The 18085-nt window shown below is 58.2% G+C and carries 18 protein-coding genes; 4 read left to right on the forward strand and 14 right to left on the reverse strand.

Translation table 11 applies throughout. The features are described from left to right. Window positions 1-11: 11 nt before the first annotated feature. The 10 genes from M9Q49_RS00150 to M9Q49_RS00195 all read right to left on the reverse strand — a co-directional run bounded on the left by M9Q49_RS00150 (window position 12) and on the right by M9Q49_RS00195 (window position 7889). Window positions 12-2786, reverse strand: a complete 2775-nt coding sequence (locus tag M9Q49_RS00150) for a phage tail tape measure protein (protein ID WP_254506512.1) — start codon at window positions 2784-2786, stop codon at window positions 12-14. A 74-nt stretch (window positions 2787-2860) separates the two neighbouring features. Further along, complete coding sequence (locus M9Q49_RS00155) at window positions 2861-3064, reverse strand: hypothetical protein (RefSeq protein WP_254506513.1); 204 nt, start codon at window positions 3062-3064, stop codon at window positions 2861-2863. Beyond that, on the reverse strand, window positions 3061-3543 hold the full coding sequence (locus M9Q49_RS00160; protein ID WP_254506514.1) for a hypothetical protein: 483 nt from the start codon (window positions 3541-3543) through the stop codon (window positions 3061-3063). The genes M9Q49_RS00155 and M9Q49_RS00160 overlap by 4 nt, the downstream gene beginning before the upstream one ends. 136 nt (window positions 3544-3679) lie before the next feature. Then, on the reverse strand, window positions 3680-4531 hold the full coding sequence (locus M9Q49_RS00165) for a hypothetical protein (RefSeq protein ID WP_254506515.1): 852 nt from the start codon (window positions 4529-4531) through the stop codon (window positions 3680-3682). A gap of 24 nt (window positions 4532-4555) precedes the next feature. Continuing rightward, window positions 4556-4891, reverse strand: a complete 336-nt coding sequence (locus M9Q49_RS00170; protein WP_254506516.1) for a hypothetical protein — start codon at window positions 4889-4891, stop codon at window positions 4556-4558. Between the two features lie 4 nt (window positions 4892-4895). Then, window positions 4896-5228, reverse strand: coding sequence for a hypothetical protein (locus tag M9Q49_RS00175; protein WP_254506517.1), 333 nt, complete (start codon window positions 5226-5228; stop codon window positions 4896-4898). Window positions 5229-5816: 588 nt separating this feature from the next. Beyond that, a complete protein-coding gene (locus M9Q49_RS00180) occupies window positions 5817-6557 on the reverse strand; it encodes a hypothetical protein (RefSeq protein WP_254506518.1) in 741 nt (246 codons plus the stop codon). 179 nt (window positions 6558-6736) lie between these two features. Then, window positions 6737-7096: a hypothetical protein gene (locus M9Q49_RS00185; protein ID WP_254506519.1), complete on the reverse strand. Its 360-nt coding sequence runs from the start codon at window positions 7094-7096 to the stop codon at window positions 6737-6739. 279 nt (window positions 7097-7375) lie between these two features. Beyond that, window positions 7376-7627, reverse strand: a complete 252-nt coding sequence (locus M9Q49_RS00190) for a hypothetical protein (RefSeq protein ID WP_254506520.1) — start codon at window positions 7625-7627, stop codon at window positions 7376-7378. Next, window positions 7620-7889, reverse strand: a complete 270-nt coding sequence (locus M9Q49_RS00195; RefSeq protein ID WP_254506521.1) for a hypothetical protein — start codon at window positions 7887-7889, stop codon at window positions 7620-7622. The genes M9Q49_RS00190 and M9Q49_RS00195 overlap by 8 nt, the downstream gene beginning before the upstream one ends. A gap of 171 nt (window positions 7890-8060) precedes the next feature. On the opposite strand from M9Q49_RS00195, the gene M9Q49_RS00200 reads away from it, so the two are divergent. Continuing rightward, complete coding sequence (locus tag M9Q49_RS00200) at window positions 8061-8495, forward strand: hypothetical protein (RefSeq protein WP_254506522.1); 435 nt, start codon at window positions 8061-8063, stop codon at window positions 8493-8495. A 561-nt stretch (window positions 8496-9056) separates the two neighbouring features. On the opposite strand, the gene M9Q49_RS00205 is transcribed toward M9Q49_RS00200, so the two are convergent. Further along, complete coding sequence (locus M9Q49_RS00205) at window positions 9057-9734, reverse strand: recombinase family protein (protein WP_254506523.1); 678 nt, start codon at window positions 9732-9734, stop codon at window positions 9057-9059. Between the two features lie 388 nt (window positions 9735-10122). Between M9Q49_RS00205 and M9Q49_RS00210 the strand changes: the two genes are divergently transcribed. Continuing rightward, window positions 10123-10425 carry a hypothetical protein gene (locus M9Q49_RS00210; RefSeq protein ID WP_254506524.1) on the forward strand — a complete coding sequence of 101 codons (303 nt, stop codon included), beginning with the start codon at window positions 10123-10125 and terminating at the stop codon, window positions 10423-10425. 280 nt (window positions 10426-10705) lie between these two features. Here M9Q49_RS00210 and M9Q49_RS00215 read toward each other — a convergent pair whose 3' ends face one another. From M9Q49_RS00215 to M9Q49_RS00225, 3 genes are all read right to left on the reverse strand, one after another. Further along, complete coding sequence (locus M9Q49_RS00215) at window positions 10706-11191, reverse strand: hypothetical protein (RefSeq protein ID WP_254506525.1); 486 nt, start codon at window positions 11189-11191, stop codon at window positions 10706-10708. A 90-nt stretch (window positions 11192-11281) separates the two neighbouring features. After that, window positions 11282-11521: a hypothetical protein gene (locus tag M9Q49_RS00220; RefSeq protein WP_254506526.1), complete on the reverse strand. Its 240-nt coding sequence runs from the start codon at window positions 11519-11521 to the stop codon at window positions 11282-11284. Between the two features lie 540 nt (window positions 11522-12061). Beyond that, window positions 12062-13036: an RNA polymerase sigma factor gene (locus M9Q49_RS00225; protein ID WP_254506527.1), complete on the reverse strand. Its 975-nt coding sequence runs from the start codon at window positions 13034-13036 to the stop codon at window positions 12062-12064. Here M9Q49_RS00225 and M9Q49_RS00230 point away from each other — a divergent pair. Together M9Q49_RS00230 and M9Q49_RS00235 are read left to right on the forward strand one after the other, a co-directional pair. Next, entirely contained in the window at window positions 12991-16638 is a 3648-nt protein-coding gene (locus M9Q49_RS00230) for a protein kinase domain-containing protein (protein ID WP_254506528.1), read from the forward strand. The genes M9Q49_RS00225 and M9Q49_RS00230 overlap by 46 nt on opposite strands. Window positions 16639-16945: 307 nt before the next feature. After that, on the forward strand, window positions 16946-18058 hold the full coding sequence (locus tag M9Q49_RS00235; RefSeq protein ID WP_254506529.1) for a TIGR03032 family protein: 1113 nt from the start codon (window positions 16946-16948) through the stop codon (window positions 18056-18058). Window positions 18059-18085: the final 27 nt, after the last annotated feature.

Genomic DNA, 18085 nt, shown 5'->3' on the forward strand with positions numbered 1-18085 from the left:
CGGGCTAGTTGTTATCGCGCTGTTCCTCGCCGGAGTTCCCGGCGAATGTGGGCCATTACTTCGCGGGCGGTGGCTTTTGAATCGCCCTCGCCATGCAAATTCAGGTTAATGTCGCCGTTCAGGTTCGTTGTCGAACCGGCCGCCATGGGGCGCGGAGCGATTCCCGCGTTCACCTGCTGAAACTGTGGGAAGAACTTCGCCGCCGATCGCGCGTTCACAACGAACTCGCCCGGCGTGAGCATCGCAGAGACTGTGTCGGTCCCCTGCGGCGCTTGGCCGCCGGCCGCGAGTGCCAGCCCGCCAGCCGCTTTGCTCACCGGTGCCTGGCCGCCGATCCCGGCCGCGGCGCTGGCCGCTGCCTGATAAGAGGCCGCGGTCGCAGCTGCCGACTTCGCGATTGAATCTGCGGCCGATTGCGTGCTCTGCAGGGTGCTGCCGAGCGACGCAGCCGCGGTGCTTGTCGACTGCATCGCGGAAGACATCGTCACGGCCGGCGCTGCGGCCTGCAAAATCTTCTGCAACGGGGCGAGCTTGGCTTCCAGTTCAGGAATGTTGCCGATGGTGCTTTGGACTCGCTGAATCTCTTGGAACGTTCCGAGGGCCTCATCCAGGGCGTTCAGCGTGGAAGCAAAGGCGAACTTGCCCGCCTTCGGAGTGAAGAACCCATCACCCGCGAGGGCCTGCGATCCGAGCTTGTTACGCGCTTCGATGACTTTGGCGAGTTCCTCTTCAGTGAACTTCCCCGCGTCGCGCAGCCGCTGCAGTTCCGCAAACACGCCCGCGAACTGCTGGCGCAAATCCTCGCCCTCGCCGCCGCCGATCACCGCCCGGGACGTTTTCAGCCGTTCCAAGGTCTGGAATAGCGAGTCCAGATTGCCGCGCAGCCGATCCGCTCCGGCCTGGCCGCTTAACGCCGTGTCAATCTGCGCCTTCAGTTCCGCGGCCTTCTTCTGCGCGTCGATCAGCCCCCGGCTGACTTGGTCCGGGTTGGTCAATTCGCGGCCGAGCACCTTCCCGAGCGCCGCTTCATCGACCTTGGTCCCCGCCTTGAACTTGTCGAAAGCTGCTTTCTTCTCTTCTGCCGTCTTGGCGTTCGCCACGTCCTGCAGATAGGCCGCGTTCAGCTTCTGGTTGACCTGCAGCGCTGCTTGAACCCTCGCCTCATTCGTTTTATTGAATGCGTCGCGCTGCGAGGCGAGCTTGCCTTGAAAGTCCTGAAGAAACGTTTTGTCTTCAGCCTTCAGTTTGTTCAAGTCTCGGAACAGCGCTTCCATGCGTTTACTTTCAACTGCGTTACCGACTGCCTGGCCGATTCCGGCCGCAATCGGCACGAGCGCCAGGCCGTTCAAGCCTTTCGACAAGAGGCCTAGCTGCGAGTTCGCGGCCGTAATGCTCAGGCGCAGCGTCACGAAGCCGGCAGTGATCCCCGCGAGGGCCGGCAGCACCTGTTTCGTTGTGGCGATTATGTTTTCAGCACCGCCCGCGAACTTGAAGAACTTATCGGCGGTGTCTAGGGTTGCTTGCCCTAGGTTCACTGTCATTTCGTTCCGCAGCTTATTCAGCGCCGCCGTGACGCGCTCAGCATCGGTATCCGTTGCCGCGAGAAACTTCTCTCGGTTGAACTCGCGGCCCGCGTTCGTCATCTCGTTGATATTCCGAGTCAGTTCGCCAAGGTCGTCGGAGGTCAGCGAGGTAGCGCCCGATAGTCCGCGGATATTCGGGAACAACTTCGCCATTTGTTCGGCGCTGCCGCCGGTGCTCGCGGACAATTCCTTCAGCACGCCAGAGAGGCCGAGCGTCTTGATTGCCAATTCACTGGAAGAGAACCCCATTTCAGCGAGTTGTTTTTCCATCGTCTCGCTAGGCTTCTGCAGCGCTGACAGAATCGCACGCAGTTGCGTTAGTGCTTCGCTGGTTTTCGTACCGCGAACCGAGATTGCCGCGAGTGCGCCGCCGGTTTCTTCCAAAGAAACTCCGAGGTCGCTTGCGATGGTATCGATACGACCGAAGCTGTTGGCCAACTCGCTGGCGTTAATCCGTCCGCGATCAATCGTAGCAAAGAAAATGCTGCTGACTTTGTCGGTATCATCGACCGATAAATTGAACCCGCGCAACGCTGCCGAGAGTAAATCGACAGAGTCTTTCAAGCTCGAATTCGTTGCTTTTGCAAATCGCGCAGCCTCAGCCGTAAAGGTCAACGACTGCTGAAAATCTCCGACTTGATTCGAGAGTGCGTTGTAGGTTGCTTCGGTCGCCTGCAGTAGCGGGATATTGAATTCGTCCGACAGCTTGCGAACGGATACGGCGATTTCGTCAAACTTCGCGCCGTCCGCAATCGTGGTTGTCAGCGCGACTTGCTTCTGGAAATCGATTGCCGATTTCGCGGTATCCTGCAGAGCGTTTCGGAGTTGCGACAGTGCGCGAATAATCGCCTGCGTGTAAACGATGCGCGACAGCAAGCCGAGTGACGTAGTAAGCCGCTCAGTGTGCTGCACGGCCTGCGGTACGTTCTGGTTAAACGCCTGCGCGGCCGCGCCCAATTGCTGCTGCGTGCTGGTGCCGAATTGCTGCGTGGCTTTGGTCGCATTGCCTAGACTCGTCTGCACTGATGAAGCCATGCCGCTCGCGGCCGTGGCAAAGTTCTTTGCCGTGTTATTGAATTGCCCGATGGTTTGGCCGAGATTGGCAAAGCTCTGCTGCAGTTTGTTCAAGCCGCTGTCGAGGGCCGCAATTGCCGCCAGGGCATTCGAGGCATCGAAGCCCATCCGCTGTACGATTTCAGTCATTGTTCGATTCCAAGAAACGAAAAAGCCCCAGCGAATGCCGGGGCCAGTGGTTGTTTAAGTTGTGGGAGAGGGCGCTAGGCTGCTTTCAGCAGTTCGACAGCGCACACGGTGGCCGTGTGATAGAGCCACGGCCGAACCTGATGATGGTCAGTTATCGTGACCGACTTCAGCCGCTCGTATGCTCGCTGCGTTGCCAGTTCGGCGAGTATCTGATTGCCCTTGAAGTAACGCATGGCCAAGTAATCTTGGATGCCTGCGGCAAGGTGTTCTGCGTTCATGCCACCACCTTCAGTTGAGGGCGGAACATTTCATCGCACAGCGTCAGCAGTTGTTCATCGTCCGCAGTGAGATATTGCCAGATTTCCAAGTTATCCAGCGCTGCGGCGCACGCTTGAAACTTGGGAGTCTCCCAAATCTCGCTGTACTCGCCCGGATCGCTCCCGCAGTTCATCGCCGCGAACTGCCGCCAGTAGCGGGCCGGGATGCGGTGCGAGCACAATACATCCTGCAACTGTTGTCGGCCGATGATTTCGACAACCGCGCGAATCAATGCAATCTGCGGCGATGGGGCGAACGCCCGCGGATTTAATCGCAGGGCGGTTAGAGCGTCCGAGACGATCCGCGGGGAACTGCCGTCAAAATCGGTAAGCCAATCGGCGATACCGGTGAGCATTTGCTCGCAGGATCGCACGAATTCGGAATACCGACGCTCGTTGCCAGTCGCTAAGAAAGAGTAGAAAACATCGTCAGAAGTCATTTGTTGTCTCCGGCCAAGGTGCGAATCAAGTTGGTACTTGAAACATACCCGCAATTAGGCCGAAGTCAAATTATTTTGTCGCCGTAACTGCTTTTGTCAAAGCAACTTACACCAGCTTTGACAGCTTCGCCGCCACTTATTCCACGTGCCAGTGGAGCAGCCGCAGAAGACTATCAAAATTGCCGCTTCCTGCCTGATAGTTGCTAATCCCAATTCCAATTTGATCGGGCGCACCTAGTGCGGTGCGCGAGTGTTGGAGCAGTTGCACCCACTCGACTCCATCAGGGCTAATGGAATACGTCAGGTTCGCACCGTCATCACGCACGCGAAGCCAATGAACCGTCTGGGAATAGACTGGGTTGGTCACGACGATGCGAGACGTTCCTGAGAATGTTGTCTCGTCGGTCCAATCATTTGCTAAAAACCGAAACGGTGTGGTTGAGTTTGTGTTGAACGACAAGTCGTGAAACTTGCCGCTAGAACTCTGCCGCAGAATCAAACCGGCAACTGGATTGCCGGCGTTCCCTTCGAGGTCGCGGACGGCCAGCAATCGAAAACCGGCAATAACGCTATACGGCGGGGTAGGAGCGGAAACGTAGGCGATGCGCCAGTTCGTGCTGCTGCTGCGAGGCGCTCGCAGGCAGACGGTCCCGTTGTGATCGGTAAGAGTCGCGCCGCCTTGGTTGATCCACGAGAAATCAGCAGCGGTAATCGCTGAAAATCCGTCAGCCGCGATCAACTGATAGAGCGTCGGCGGTTTGATTTCATAAACCCTCGTGCCTCCGACGTGGCTGGCTGCCGATGTTCCTTCCGCCCCGCGAATTACGGTAAGCGTGTCACCGCTACGATTCGTGCATAGGAGGAACTCGCTGCCGATCCGCAGACGACCCCGCGGCGGCCCCGGAATGCTGTCCACTGTGATCGTCGTTTGCGTGTCGTCGATGTCTTCAGCCAACCGGGTGGCTGCGTTAATGATTTGTCCGCTCATGTTCTGATTCCCGTGTTAGAAGGGCTATGTCCAGTCGAGGAAGGCAGCCGGACCATCGAACCCAGCTACAAGCAAAACGAGATCACCGCAGCGAAGCTCGCCATTGACAAGACGCAACGTGAAACCCTCAGGCATCGGCTGCCAACCCACGCTAAGTAACTGGCCGCCAGAGCCTCTCGGATAAACCGAGACTCCGATACTTGCGGCCGGTCCTTGGAACTTGGCTTCTCGAACTTGTTCAAGTTGGGCGGTTTCAGCATGATCGAACAACAGCGATCCGTTGCAATAAACAGCGGACCCGTTGCGGGTGAACTCGGCTTGCTCAGGGATTGCAAAAACAACAGCATGCAAATCGATCATCGATCTAAAATCCTGGCGTGTGGTATGCACCGCCCCAGCGTTCCACCGAACTCTGCAGCGGGCGAATTCCAAGCAATATAAAATGACTGTCCCAGCGTTTTTTCAGTTCTGCCGCTTCTTTGCGCCAACGGTTTTGCAAGAGTCCGAGCGGGCCACCCTTCGGCATGCCGAATTGCGTGGGTGCTTCTGTAAGCGGTTCGCCTGCAATGAAGCTCGCAGGCGTCGCCAGGTTGTCGCTTTCGGTGTCGGGGTCGATTCCATCAACGCCATCAACGCCGGCAACGCTCAGATAAGCAACCCGATGAAGACGGCGGCAGAAAGCTTGATCGATTTTCACCGCCGCGAACGCAACAACGTGCTGATATGGTCCGGCGCAGTTGCGGCCTAACTGATTCGGCACTCGCGAGTTGTCAGTAACTAGCCCGACGCGAATGAAGGGCAACTGCTTTAGCGCTTCATCCAGCCAAACAATGTGGGTCTCAGCGGCGTAGACCGCGGAAGGATAAATAAGCACGTTTGATGCCTCGCCAGAAGAGAGTTAGAGCGCGTCGCCAGGACTGCCAGCGCTTACGCTTGCGGTCTCGGATTTGATCCCATGCCCGCGCCGAAGCTCGGTGAATCCAGCGGCGATAACCGAGCGGGTGAGGTTTGTTTTGCGGCAGCTTTAGACTATCCCAGTTCGATGACGGCTTGTTCGGCCGCAACGAACTTGGATCAACGCAACGCCCGCCACCGTCCCGCGGCGGCACGCCGTCGCAATCGGTGGGCATGAGATACCACAGCCGAATGATTCCGAGCGTCGGCGCACTATGCGCCACCACCACCGAGCCTTTCGGCCCGATGGGGAGAGGCCCACGGATAGTTTGCTCTCGCACGTATCGCAGAGACCGGGCGAAGGGGTGAACCCAAATGATGTCGGTTTCATTCATGCTTGTGCGGCCTCGCCTTCAGGAGCTTCAGGCGTTGCCGCCACTTCCTCGGCGAGAGCTTCACGCGCGGCCGTCATCTCGGCAGCGAGCGCTTCGGACTTCTCATCCAAGGCCGCAGCTTTCGCCTGTAAAAACTCGTTTCGAGTTTTCTCAAAGGCGTCATTTTCCTGCCAGAACTTGGCGAAGTCGCCGGTGCGCTGCAGTGCGGTGAGACGGGCGCGAGCATCTTCAACCCACGCATTCGGAATTCCGTGATTCGTTTCAAGCCGAACAACCCACGTTGCAGCACGACTCAGAGCCGTTTGAACCTCGCTGCTGGTCATCAACGCTTCGTGAACCTTGGCAGCTACACGCTTTGCGTCGAGTTCGTCAGCGAGTTTGTGGAAGTGGTCGATACGTCCCTGGATGCGTTGCTTGTCGTATCGCGGAGCGTGCGCCAATTCGTTCTCAGTCATTGCGGCGTAATCGCGGAAATGGTTGCGATCTGCGTCGGGTTCACCGCTGCGCACGATGCGATCTGTGCGTTCGTCAACAACCCCATTGACATGCTCACGCTTTGAAAGCACTCGCCCCGCGCGGGCGTTGTTGGCAGCCATCACGGCGTTCGCCTCGGCTTCCATCTTGGCGAGCGCCTCGCGCTTCGATTTGCCGTCCCGGTCTCTGGTGAACGGGTATTCGCGCTTCGTGATTGCCGACTTGAATACGCCGCCGGTTGAATGCTCGGTTAGGGAGTGCATTTCTTCTCTTCTTGTTTCGCGCCGACTTTGGTCGGCAGTGGTGTGGGGAGGGTTGCAGGCTTCTGTGCCAGATTCTGAGCGATGCGCGTTTGTGCTTCGGCGATCCTTAGCGAGGTTAGTCGCTCGCGATCTCGTCTTTCTTTACGCATGGGGGAAGCCCTAAAAAGGAGCAGCGGGACTTAGGCGAATTCGAGGTGGCGTCGGTAGGGATTCAGGCGCTGGGAAAGAACAGTCCTGTAGTGGCAGGGTGGCAACGCCGCCAACACTGTATTGACCGTCTCGTAGGTATCTTCAAAATCAGCGCCCGCAGGCCCGATGAGCGTGTCGAGCGCTGAGATACTATCTGCGAGCCCCGCGGTTCCACTGCCCTGAAGAGCTACGAGCAGATCGCGGACCGCTGCCGCCTGTGCGATAAGGTCTTGGCGGGATTCATCGGCGACTGCCATCGCAGTGAGTACACAATACAAGTCACTCGATTGCTGCTGGTCAAAGGGAATGCCGATTCTGTTAAGCAAACGTCGGAAACAATTGATGAACATTTCAAAATCTCCAAAGGGGTGAAAGAAAAAGGCAGCAGGGAGTCAAAAAACCTGCCAGGTAGTTGTGACTTCGACCTGCCGCCCCGGTGCCCGCGGCCGGCGACTGCTCGGCGGCGGTGATTCGCGGGGACCGGCCAGTGAAAGAACAAGCTGGCCGGTCCCCCGTCCAGCGCCGACGTTGCCGGCGCTGCGACGCTCTTTATCAAAGGGACCGGCCGGCCCATTCTCAAAGCCGGTCCCCGGCGCAGCGGGGTCAAACGCTGCGCCTTGCAAAGATAGTTAAGAGAACTCTTCTTGTATTTGTTCGATTGCGTTGGCGAAGGTGAACGGCGCGGGCGGCGGCGTGGGTTCGTCCGAGTCCTCGGCGAGGGCTTCGAGGTTCTTCGCTAATGAGACGTAGACGCTCGGTTCGTGGTGCAAGCCTCGCAGGCCAAATTTATGGAAACGCTCGACCACGCAATCTTCGCACTGTGAATCGAGATCGTAGGAGCCGACGACAGGGCCGCCGCACGACAGGCAGAGGTTAGGCATTCGAAAGCTCCAAGGCCCCGTCGATGACTTTCCAGATTCGATCTGCGAGTGCAAGGCCGGTGATGTGATCGGCGCGATCATATTCGCCGATGCCGTAGCCGCCCTGCTGTAATTCGGCGACAACCCTCGCCCGGTTCCAACGTTTGGCTTCATCCGCGGGTAGGCTACTTCGAAACGCTTGGACGAACTCCGAGAGGGGAACAAGGTTGAAGCTCGCCGCGCGGCACCGGCGAGCAACGAAATGACTCAAAACTAAGCTCATGGCGGCCTCGCAGAGACGCGGTGGAAGTGCGCTAAGAATAGGCGCGAATAATCTGTCCCCTTACTCATACCCGGAAATGCCGTGCGGTTTTCAGAACACGCGGCGAAGAAAGCGGAGAAATCTTGGAGATTCTGAAAACCGTTTGCCACTTTCTGACGTGGTATCTTCACCATGAAAACAATCGAAGCAATCGACGACAACGGCCAGGCATGCCACCGCTTCAAGAGCATCCGCGACGCTGTTCGCGAGGGCGTGGCCACTTCTGAAAAACTCCTACGCGATGCGCTCAAAGGCCGCCAGAAACGCCACGCCGGCTTCCGTTGGCGATATGCCGGTGACCGGGCGCTACCACCGATCCGGCCCGCAGTCGATGGAGGTCACCGCGTGTTGTTGTACATAAAGATGAGCTGCGACCCGCGGGGCGAGATGAAGTGGGCCGACTTCGCGAGTCGCTTCGCTAAATGGGTGGAAGGCAACTTCATACGAGAGACCGTGGACCGAGAACGACTCCTTGAACTGGTGCAGACCCAGTTCACAATCCGACAAATTCCAGGCGGGCCGAAAGTCATTGAAGGCTTGCAGTGGAAAGCGGGCGTGCGGTTTTAGCTCAGAAGCCGTGCGATTCCATCCACCGACGCTCGGCGATGGCCCGTAGGCAACGAGTAGCGACGCGTTGTCGCGTTAAAAGAAGTGGCATTTCAGCTAGTTTTCCGGCAGGTGAGTCGGAACACCAAAGCGACTGCGAATCGCTGCTGCGAGGCCGGACGGGGCCTAGGATTTGATTCTGGCCGCTGGTGCCAGGACACTGGATTCCTGCGGGTTAGTAACGTAGTAACCAAACCCAGTAACTAGTAACGTTTTTCGACGGGCCGACATTTACTCCTATATTCGGTTGATACTTATATCTCTATTGGAGTCAAAATGGAGGTTACTACGTTACTAATTACTATAATCGTTATAAAGCACTTATTTGAAACGACTTAGTGGCAGTAACGCAAAAAAACAGAAGTTACTACGTTACTGGAAGTCGCACGGGAAACCGACACGCGGCAACGCGTCGCTGTTTTTACAACTAACGACCGAACTCGCGAGTCCGCCGCGGTGCTCACGGTTACAATTAGTCACCCGCCTCGCGCGTTAAACCAAAATATGCGCGTGACAACCCGCTTAGACGCGCCCGGCCAGGCGATGCACCGCGGTCGCGGTGTATGGCATGCCGCGTTGAGTGACCCTGCCGGCAGCGTTGAGTTCGTTCGCGATTGCCGCGAGCGCGACCCCAGCCGCTCGCCGCTCCAAGATCGTCGGCAGAACGCCCGCGTAATAGCTCGCTGCATTCGCTGACGTGGCCGCAGCGCCCTTCGCCCGGGCTTCATCGCTCAGATTACGGCATGCTGGATTCGAGGCTCCCAAAAGCGTTCCGCGGGCCTTGGCGGCCTGCAATGCGTCCTTGGTGCGAGCACTGATCTTGCGGGCCTCCTCCTCCGCTACGGCCGCTTCGATGTGCAACCGGAAAGGATCGGCCCCGGGCCGATCCGCACAATCGAACGGCACACCGGATTCCATCAGGCCGCTGACGAAGTGCACGTTACGGGCGAGGCGGTCGAGCTTCGCCACAACCAACGTGGCCTTGGCCCTCTTGGCGTGCGCCAAGGCTACCCGCAACTGCGGCCGATCCGAGCGTTTCCCCGTTTCAACCTCGACATATTCGGCGATAATCTCGCCACCTACTTGCTGAGCGTACGCAGCAGCAGCGGCCCGCTGAGCTTCCAACCCAAGGCCTGAAGCACCTTGTTTCGCGGTGCTGACTCGATAGTAAGCGATGAGTTTCCGTGTTGTTCGTTTCATATTGCAACTTTACATTGCTTCAACGAACAATCAAGCAATGTAATGCAATAATTCGATAACTGCTAGTTAGTTATGTATCGATTGTGCAGGAGTATTGCAGCCAGAATCGGAGCGACCGGAAGCGAGGTGCAAGGGGTGGGGTTAAAAGTGCGGCATGATACAACCGTTACAACCGCGCCAGACCGCCAGCCCTCCACGCGGTGTCGGCCTTTCGAAAATAGTCGCTGCCGCGTCAAAGCGGACCGCAGGAATCTCGCCGCCGGCCGCGAGCAGCGTTGAAAAATTGCGCCGGGAATTTTCAATCGTATGGCTGCCGCGGCGAGTGTAGCGTTTCCCGCGACTGTAATTGGCTGCCGCACGCCATACCATTGCTGAAAGGAGTTTTGCAATGCAAAGTCAAGTCTACAGCAACCCTGATTTCCAGGCCGAATCACCACCACAGCGATACGCTTGGCGAAAGCCGTCGAATCTGCCCGAGCGAGTCGAGTTGATCGACCGGGTCACGTCGCAAGTTGTCGCTGTCGTCGAGCATGTGGGGCGGGATTGGCAATGGCGAAGGAATACTTCGCAGCTAGTGCATGGGGCACCGCCCTCAGAAGGTATGCAGACATCGCTGGAAGATGCGAAGCAAGCAGTTCTTAATGGGCTACCCGATGCGCCCGCCGAGATTCAAGTAAGAAAGCCCCGCTAACTTGCTCCACGAATGGAACCGCCATACAATCCGTTGCTTATACGGCGCGTTCGTATGCCAAACCCTGCAGCCGGTCTGCAGGTGAATTATCTGAATCCCGGCAGTTTTCTGCCGGGATTCTTTTTGCGCTGCCGATGAAAATTGAATGCCTGGCTACGTCGTCAAGAGGCAAACCCTCTTGTAGCAGGCGGCGTAGTCGGGCATTTTTGCGCTGCAAGAAACAAGGACGGCCGCAGAGTGCGGCCGTTGAAGAGACTCAGGCGGGCGTGAGTCAGGCGGGTTATGCGGTTATCGCTTCGACAAACGAAAGCAGAAACTCGACGCTTGGCTTCTCGGCCACGCCGATTGAGTTCCAGAACCGAGTTGCGTCGCCGGGAATGTCGCCTTGTCTGTTGTCAGGGTTTCCCGCGAGGTACACCATTTCCCAAGGTGAAATTCTCTGTGTTTCATACTGCGGGAAAATCGCTGGGTTGAGAAGGGCGAAGAATCGCTTGTCTTGAAAGTAACCGGGATACATTTCCCGACACTTGGCAGCCGCTTTGGCCGCTGCTTGTTCCAAACTCACTGGCTGGCTCGTCTCTTGAATTAGGACGCAAAAATCCTCTTCAGGAATTGACCTCCGGTTGGAGATGTAAGACTGCAAAATGCCTTGCAGCACGAGAAACTCCCCGAGCGTCCAGTGACGGCCATCGACGGGCGTTAAGGGGAGGCCGGCCTCAATTTCTTGTTTGAACTTCCGACAAACTTCGGCAGAAAAAATCGACATCAACTTGTTTCCTCATGGGGTGAACGTGAAAGAAGGAAGCCCGGCGGCCAGCGATGTCACGAAACTGGCCGCCGGGCACTAGGAGAACGGTTAGGCATCCAGGCAGAGATTCGCCTGGATGCGAATTTGCACCAGCGGGCGCTCTTCGAGAGGACTATGGAGAAGTCCCGCCTTCAAGTCGCGAAGGAAACCACCAAGATTGTCGAGCGAAGCAAACGCCGCCCGCTGTGTGGTGGAATTCCCGTCGCCGAGTTCGAAAAACTCGGTTTCGACGGTGTACACAATCAAGTCATTCTGCGGTTGAGCTTTCGCTCGCTTCTTCTTGGCCATTGTTGCCTCTCCTAGTAGTATTTGCCTTGGCACTTCCAAGGGCATGAGAGCTACACACCGCAGAGTGCGCGGAGCGGTTTTGGGAATTGCTCAGATTTCTAAGAGGGCGAGCATCGCCCGGCGGACCGCCGCCGGCAGATGCGGCCAGGCCGCTACAATCCGCGCCAGATCACTAGTGTCAAATTTTGTGTCAACGGCGGGTGAAATTGTGCTCTTTCCCGGCGAAAACTGTGCATTGTTGCCAGATTGCAAATCCGCCATCGTGAGTTCGACTCTCACCAGCGCCTCTTACTTAACGCTATTCACACTGCCAGTTTGCGGCGATTGCTGCATGCTGGCAGTTGGCGTTTCTTGATCGGTGGCACCCAAAGAGGCACCCACGGCGTGCTTCTCTGCTTCCCATAGAACGGCCGCTGTTCTGATGTTCGCTGTTCATCGAAGGCTTGGGTGCCGAATTGCGTTTGTCTAACACGGCCAATCGGGCGACGAATTCGGCGTATCGAACCGATGGATGCAATTTGAGTTCATGCCCAAAGATGCTTAGCGGGAATCACTGCCGATGAGTTGGAGGAGCGTTCGTAGTTCAGCCTCGATTTCGGAAGCGTCGTCCAGAGTCGCGGCGACTTCGATGCGCAGGAGTTCGCCGTAGCGGCGGCGCATGCGGTGGATGGACATGGCAATGGCGGCGGAACTGAGCTTCAGGCGGCGGCCTATTTCGGCGCGAGGAATGGCGTCACCCTGGTGGGTTAAGTGGGGTTCAAGAAGTTGAAATAGTTCCCGCTTGCCGGCCAGTTCATAATCGTTTGACAGTTGTTCCTTGACGCGGGCCAGAAGCGATTCAACCCAGCTGCGCTCGAAGAGAACTTCGGGCGTTTCTTCATGCGCCGGTTCGCGGTCGTAGCGAGTCTGGAACTCGGCAGCGGAGAGGGACAATGTCACAATGTTCCCGCCCCGACGAATCGTGGCCGCAGCGCGACGTTGGTTGGCCATGAAATTCTTGAACGAGGCCAACAAGAACGAACGGAAACGTCCCTTTTCTGGAGTCACCGTTTCCAGCGCGTCGCTGCTCAGCAACTGAGCAAAGAAACCCTGCGTCAGATCGAGGGCATCGTGGTCTGAATTTCCCTGCCGCCGGCAAAAGGCGTAGAGCGGATACCAGTATTTTTGGAACAAATCAGCGAGAGCTTGGTTCGCTCCTTCTTTTGCCGAAGTGCCGGCGCGCAGCACGATGCTCCAGTGAGTCGTAGCAAATGCCTTCCGCTGCGGCTGCTCCGCGGAAAACGCCGACAGTCTCATAAAATCCCCAGGACGCTTTGTGGTGCGGGCCGCAGTCACCGTTAAGTTGCGAGCAAAACGGGTTTGATACTCTCTCCAGTTCCGTATGGCAGCGGCAGGCGGCACTGGAGACATTGGCCCAATTATACTACACGCCCTGCAGCGCAGATCGCTATTTGTCTCGGCAGGAAATGATGAATTCGTCAGTATTTGCAGCTTGTCCGACGTGCGGCCGATCACTGAGCGGTAAGGGACAGGGAAGCTGCGCGTATTGCCTGCTGCAACTGGGGCTGGAGCGTTCCGCTGTCCTGCCAACCTCGGGAGGAAGTTCGGCTAACGCCGAATTTTCGGCAACTGGTCAGCGGTTTCTGCAGCAAGGTGTGTTGCCGCGGTTTGGCGATTACGAACTCGAGGAAGAAATTGCCCGCGGCGGCATGGGTGTGGTGTATCGCGCTCGGCAGCGCAGTTTGAATCGTACCGTGGCCATCAAGATGATCCTGGCCGGGCAATTGGCGAGTCCCGAATCGGTGCAACGATTCCGCCTCGAAGCCGAGGCCGCCGCGCGGTTGCATCATCCGGGCATCGTACCGATCTACGAAATCGGTGAGCACGAGACGCAGCACTTCTTCAGCATGAAGTTGATTGAAGGGGTGAGCCTGGCTGCCTGCATCGAAGAATTCCGTCTGCCGAAAACTGGGGCAGCGGCCGATCTGCGCGAGCAACAAGTTTGCCTTGCGGAACTTGTGGCTGCAGTGGCGCGAGCACTGGAGTTTGCGCATCAGCGCGGCGTGCTGCATCGCGATCTCAAGCCGTCGAACATCTTGATCGATGAGCAAGGCGAACCGCACCTTACCGACTTCGGCTTGGCGAAACTCACTGGTCGCGAAGCCAGCGGCCTTACATTGTCCGCTGCAGTTTTGGGAACGCCCGGCTATCTCGCGCCGGAGCAAGCGGCCGGCCGAATGGATGAAGTGACGACGGCAGCGGATGTGTATGGTTTGGGAGCAATTCTCTATGAGTTGCTCGCCGGGCGCCCACCGTTTGTCGCCGAGACTGCCATGGAAACGATGCTGCTCGCGATCGCAGGCAATCCAGCGCCATCGCGACAACACAATCTAGCCGTGCATCGCGATTTGGAAACAATCGCGCAGCGCTGTTTGGAAAAGGAGCCCAGTCGGCGATATGCGACGGCTGCGCAAGTGGCGGATGAATTGGAACGCTTCATTCGCGGCGAGCCGATCCTGGCGCGACCCGTGGGGAGAGTGGAACTCGTCGCGCGGTGGTGTGTCCGCAACCCAGGCTTGAGTTCGCTCGCCGCAGCGCTGCTGCTAGCCATTTTCATCGGCAGCGGCGTGGCATTTTGGCAATGGGGACGCGCGGAGCGAGCCCGCGCGACGCTGAGCGAAAATGTTGCTCATCTCGAATGGAATGCGATCGACACCATGCTGGAGCATGGTCAGTCGTCCCGCGGCTTGGCCAAGGTTGCCGCGCTCGTGCGCGAGAATCCCAACGACTGGAAAGCCGCGATGTTCGCGATGTCAGTGCTGGAGCAGCGGCGTTTTCCGGTTCCTGCCGCGCCGCAGCTTCGGCATCCGGAGGGAGGAGAGTTGACGGTCGCTAGGCTCAGTCCAGCAGGCGATCGCATTGCGACCGCGAGTTACGATTCCACCGCGCGACTCTGGGATGCGGCGACGGGCAAAGAAGTGTTGCCTCCGTTGCAGCACGGCGGTTCGGTACTGTGGGCCGAATTCAGTCCGAACGGCAAGCTGCTGGCCACTTGCGCGAGTGACAAAACAGTCCGACTTTGGGATGTGAACACCGGCGCGATCGTGGGCGAACCCACAACGTGCGAGAGCACGCCGACTCGCATCGCCTTCAGCCCCAACGGAGAGCATCTGCTGGTCGTTGCTGGACAAGCGATATCGCTGCTGGAAACAACTCGCGGCCAGCGAACACTTGGTCCCTTGACGCACGAGGTCCCGATTTCCGCTGCGAAGTTTGTCGCTGGGGGAACGACGATTTTCACCATGCAGCGCGGCAAGATGCCGCGCGCGCAAACTTGGAATGTGACCACGGGAGAAATGATTTCAACCGTTGATCTGACAGCCGTGATTGCGGCCGATTTGTCGGAGGATCAAAAGCAGATTGCGTGCGTCGAAAACAATGGCAGCGGTTGGATCGCGAGTTTTCCGGATTTGCAAGAACGACGGCAGCTACCCGCTTCCGAATTGGGGCGTTTGTTGCAGTTGAAGTTCGGCGTCACTGGGCAGACGCTGGCTGCCATCGGGCACAATCATTGGACGCAAGTGATCGACGTGCATTCGGGGCTGCCCACGACGCGTGAACTCGCGCACGACTATCTGGTCAACGGCGTGGCGTTGTTTTTCAACGATCAGCGGCTGCTGAGTTGGAGCGATGACGCTTGTGCCTATGTATGGGACGTGACCGGCAACCGGCCATGGTGCGAACCGATGCGACATCGTCATCGCGTCCAGCAGGCGGAAGTAGGAACCGTCAAAGAACAAGAGGTTTTTCTCACGACGTCCTCACATCTCAAATCGCGCACGGAGAGTACGAAGACCGGTTCTGCCCAACTGTGGCGCGTGCTCGGCGGCCGAAATCCGAGCGATCGATTGTTGGGAGTAGATTTGCCGACCGGGCATGACGGACATGGAATAAGCCCCGATGGGAAGTGGATTGCGCTGGGGAATACATCGCAAGAAGTGCGCGTGATCGACGCGAAAAGTGGCGAGCTCGTTTGCGCACCACTCAAGGTCCAGGGCGGGCCGTGGTGCGTGATGTTTACTCCGAATGGCAAACGCTTGATCGTGGCCACTTCGCAGGGAGAAGTTTCGCTCTGGTCGCTGCCCGACGGTAAACGGCTGTTTGATCCCGTGAAGATCGCCGGAGTGATTCAGCCGGCGGATATTTCCGCCGATGGGCGAATCTTTGCGACGGGTTCGACCGATCATCTCGTGCGAGTTTGGAGTTCGGAAACCGGGCAGATCATCCACGAAATGCGACATGGCGCTGAAACCAATGCCGTGGCCTTTTCGCCCGATGGTCGGTGGCTCGCGAGCGCGGGTGAAGATCGCCGGGTGAAATTATGGAACACGGCGACCGGCAAACTCGAGCGCGAATTGATCGGCCATCAGAATGAAGTGATGGCCGTGCAATTCAGTCCCGACGGCCAGCGCGTGGCTTCGGCGAGTCTCGACTTCACCGCGCGATTGTGGGATGCCACGACGGGCGCCGAACAAGCGGTCCTCACGCACCAAGGCGAAGTGATTGATGTCGCCTTTCATCCCTCGGGAGACTTCGTCGCCACGGCTTCGCGCGATCGGACTGCCGTCATCTGGAACGCCCACACGGGGCAACCTTACTCGCGCGCCCTGATCCATGGCCAGGCAGTTCGCAACTTGCGTTTCAGCCCCGACGGCGAGCAGCTGCTGACGCTCGACTTCCGCGGCCTGCGGTTGTGGGACGTTCACACGTGTCATCCACTGACTGTTCATCTGCCGCGCATCATGTGCGGCGGCACCGGCTTTCAAACCAACAGCGGCCGGCCGACCTTCTTCCCCGCTGGCACGGCTGCCATCATCGGCATGGATGCAGTCGAAGCCCGCGAGTGGCACTTCTCCAAGCCCCCCGCCGGGGCCCCAACTTGGTTTCCCGCGTTCCTGGAAGCAGTCGCCGGCCAACGCTTCACAGCAGGATCGGAACACTCCGAGCTTGTCCCCTCCGAGGCCTTCCTGCAGCTCGAAATGCAGCTGCGAGACTCGACGGACCAGGATTTCTACACCCAATGGGCTCGCCGCTGGCTGACCACTCTGCCGCAGTGATCGGGTCGCAACATAATAGGTAGTATTTCTGGGTGGGGGAAATGCGAGTTTGCCGAGAGATGCGCGCATTTCTGCTCGCGATTAATGGATGCCACCCGCAAGGAGTGGCACTGAACTTACGTTAATTTCCAGTTGCACGCGTTATGTTTCGCCCGCAACCGGTTTCTAAGGGTTAGGCAAATCTCAACGGGCTGGGATTACTTCGCCCACCCATTTGCCAGTTCGTAAGTTGCAATTAGTATCCGGTGTTCTTATCGGCAGCAGGATCGACATCGAAGCACTCACCAGAAAGCAAGCGCGTGTTGCCTTGACCACTCATTCCCTCGAGCCGACTCCAGCTCCGTCGCTGCGGAGCGTCCATACCGAGAACGCACCGCGGCTGCTTGAGCAGCTGGGCATCTCGCTGGCCGTGACGACTTATCAGGCCAATCGCCTGGTGTTGATGCGGGCGGATGAGGGAAAGCTCAACACGCACTTTCGCGAGTTTCGTCAGCCGATGGGTTTGGCGCTCGACGGGGACCGGCTGGCCATTGGGACTGGGCTAGAGGTTTGGGAGTACGACAACGTGCGGGCGGTAGCCGAGCGTTTGACTCCGGCGGGGAAGCACGACGCTTGTTTTGTGCCGCGCTGCAGTCATACGACGGGCCATGTGCAGATTCATGAGATGGGTTGGGGACGAACTGCCGCGGCCGAGCCCGAGCTGTGGTTTGTGAACACGCGGTTCTCGTGCCTCTGCACGCTCGATCGACTCCACTCCTTCGTGCCGCGCTGGCAACCTCCTTTTATCACCGCGCTGACACCTGACGATCGTTGCCATTTGAATGGCATGTGCTTGGTCGATGGCCGACCTGCCTTTGTGACCGCACTGGGTGAGACCGACACGGCTGCCGGCTGGCGGGCGAACAAGCGCGACGGCGGCGTGCTGATTGAAGTGGAAACCGGCGAGGTCTTGCTGCGCGGTTTGTCGATGCCGCATTCGCCGCGGTGGCACAACGGCCGGCTGTGGGTGCTCGACTCGGGCAACGGTGGCTTGGGTTATGTCGATCCGCACACGCGGCGCTATGAGCGCGTCGCGGAGTTGCCGGGCTTCACGCGCGGGCTCGACTTTGTCGGCAACCTGGCATTTGTCGGTTTGTCGCAAGTCCGCGAGAGCGCGGTCTTCAGCGGCATTCCGATCGCCGATCGACCCGTGAGCGAGCGCCGCTGCGGGGTGTGGGTTGTCGATCTGAATACCGGTGAGACAGTCGCTTATTTGCAGTTCGAAGATGCACTGCAAGAGATATTCGCCGTGCAAGTGCTGCACGGCATTCGCTATCCCGACTTGGTGAATGACGACCTGAAGCGGATCGCTGATTCGTTTGTGTTGCCGGATCAAGCGCTAGGGCGAGTTCCCGCGGAACTCCGTTCACGTGCTTCGTGAATCTGCTCAGAAAGGATTGGCAATGAA

The organism is Anatilimnocola floriformis, assembly GCF_024256385.1.
Lineage (GTDB): Bacteria > Planctomycetota > Planctomycetia > Pirellulales > Pirellulaceae > Anatilimnocola > Anatilimnocola floriformis.

Bases quoted from the DNA above. Each gene is read 5' to 3' on its own strand.
- M9Q49_RS00150 (WP_254506512.1), bottom strand. From the start codon at position 2,786: ATGACTGAAATCGTACAGCGGATGGGCTTCGATGCCTCGAATGCCCTG.
- M9Q49_RS00155 (WP_254506513.1), bottom strand. From the start codon at position 3,064: ATGAACGCAGAACACCTTGCCGCAGGCATCCAAGATTACTTGGCCATG.
- M9Q49_RS00160 (WP_254506514.1), bottom strand. From the start codon at position 3,543: ATGACTTCTGACGATGTTTTCTACTCTTTCTTAGCGACTGGCAACGAG.
- M9Q49_RS00165 (WP_254506515.1), bottom strand. From the start codon at position 4,531: ATGAGCGGACAAATCATTAACGCAGCCACCCGGTTGGCTGAAGACATC.
- M9Q49_RS00170 (WP_254506516.1), bottom strand. From the start codon at position 4,891: ATGATCGATTTGCATGCTGTTGTTTTTGCAATCCCTGAGCAAGCCGAG.
- M9Q49_RS00180 (WP_254506518.1), bottom strand. From the start codon at position 6,557: ATGCACTCCCTAACCGAGCATTCAACCGGCGGCGTATTCAAGTCGGCA.
- M9Q49_RS00185 (WP_254506519.1), bottom strand. From the start codon at position 7,096: ATGTTCATCAATTGTTTCCGACGTTTGCTTAACAGAATCGGCATTCCC.
- M9Q49_RS00190 (WP_254506520.1), bottom strand. From the start codon at position 7,627: ATGCCTAACCTCTGCCTGTCGTGCGGCGGCCCTGTCGTCGGCTCCTAC.
- M9Q49_RS00195 (WP_254506521.1), bottom strand. From the start codon at position 7,889: ATGAGCTTAGTTTTGAGTCATTTCGTTGCTCGCCGGTGCCGCGCGGCG.
- M9Q49_RS00200 (WP_254506522.1), top strand. From the start codon at position 8,061: ATGAAAACAATCGAAGCAATCGACGACAACGGCCAGGCATGCCACCGC.
- M9Q49_RS00205 (WP_254506523.1), bottom strand. From the start codon at position 9,734: ATGAAACGAACAACACGGAAACTCATCGCTTACTATCGAGTCAGCACC.
- M9Q49_RS00210 (WP_254506524.1), top strand. From the start codon at position 10,123: ATGCAAAGTCAAGTCTACAGCAACCCTGATTTCCAGGCCGAATCACCA.
- M9Q49_RS00215 (WP_254506525.1), bottom strand. From the start codon at position 11,191: ATGTCGATTTTTTCTGCCGAAGTTTGTCGGAAGTTCAAACAAGAAATT.
- M9Q49_RS00220 (WP_254506526.1), bottom strand. From the start codon at position 11,521: ATGGCCAAGAAGAAGCGAGCGAAAGCTCAACCGCAGAATGACTTGATT.
- M9Q49_RS00230 (WP_254506528.1), top strand. From the start codon at position 12,991: ATGAATTCGTCAGTATTTGCAGCTTGTCCGACGTGCGGCCGATCACTG.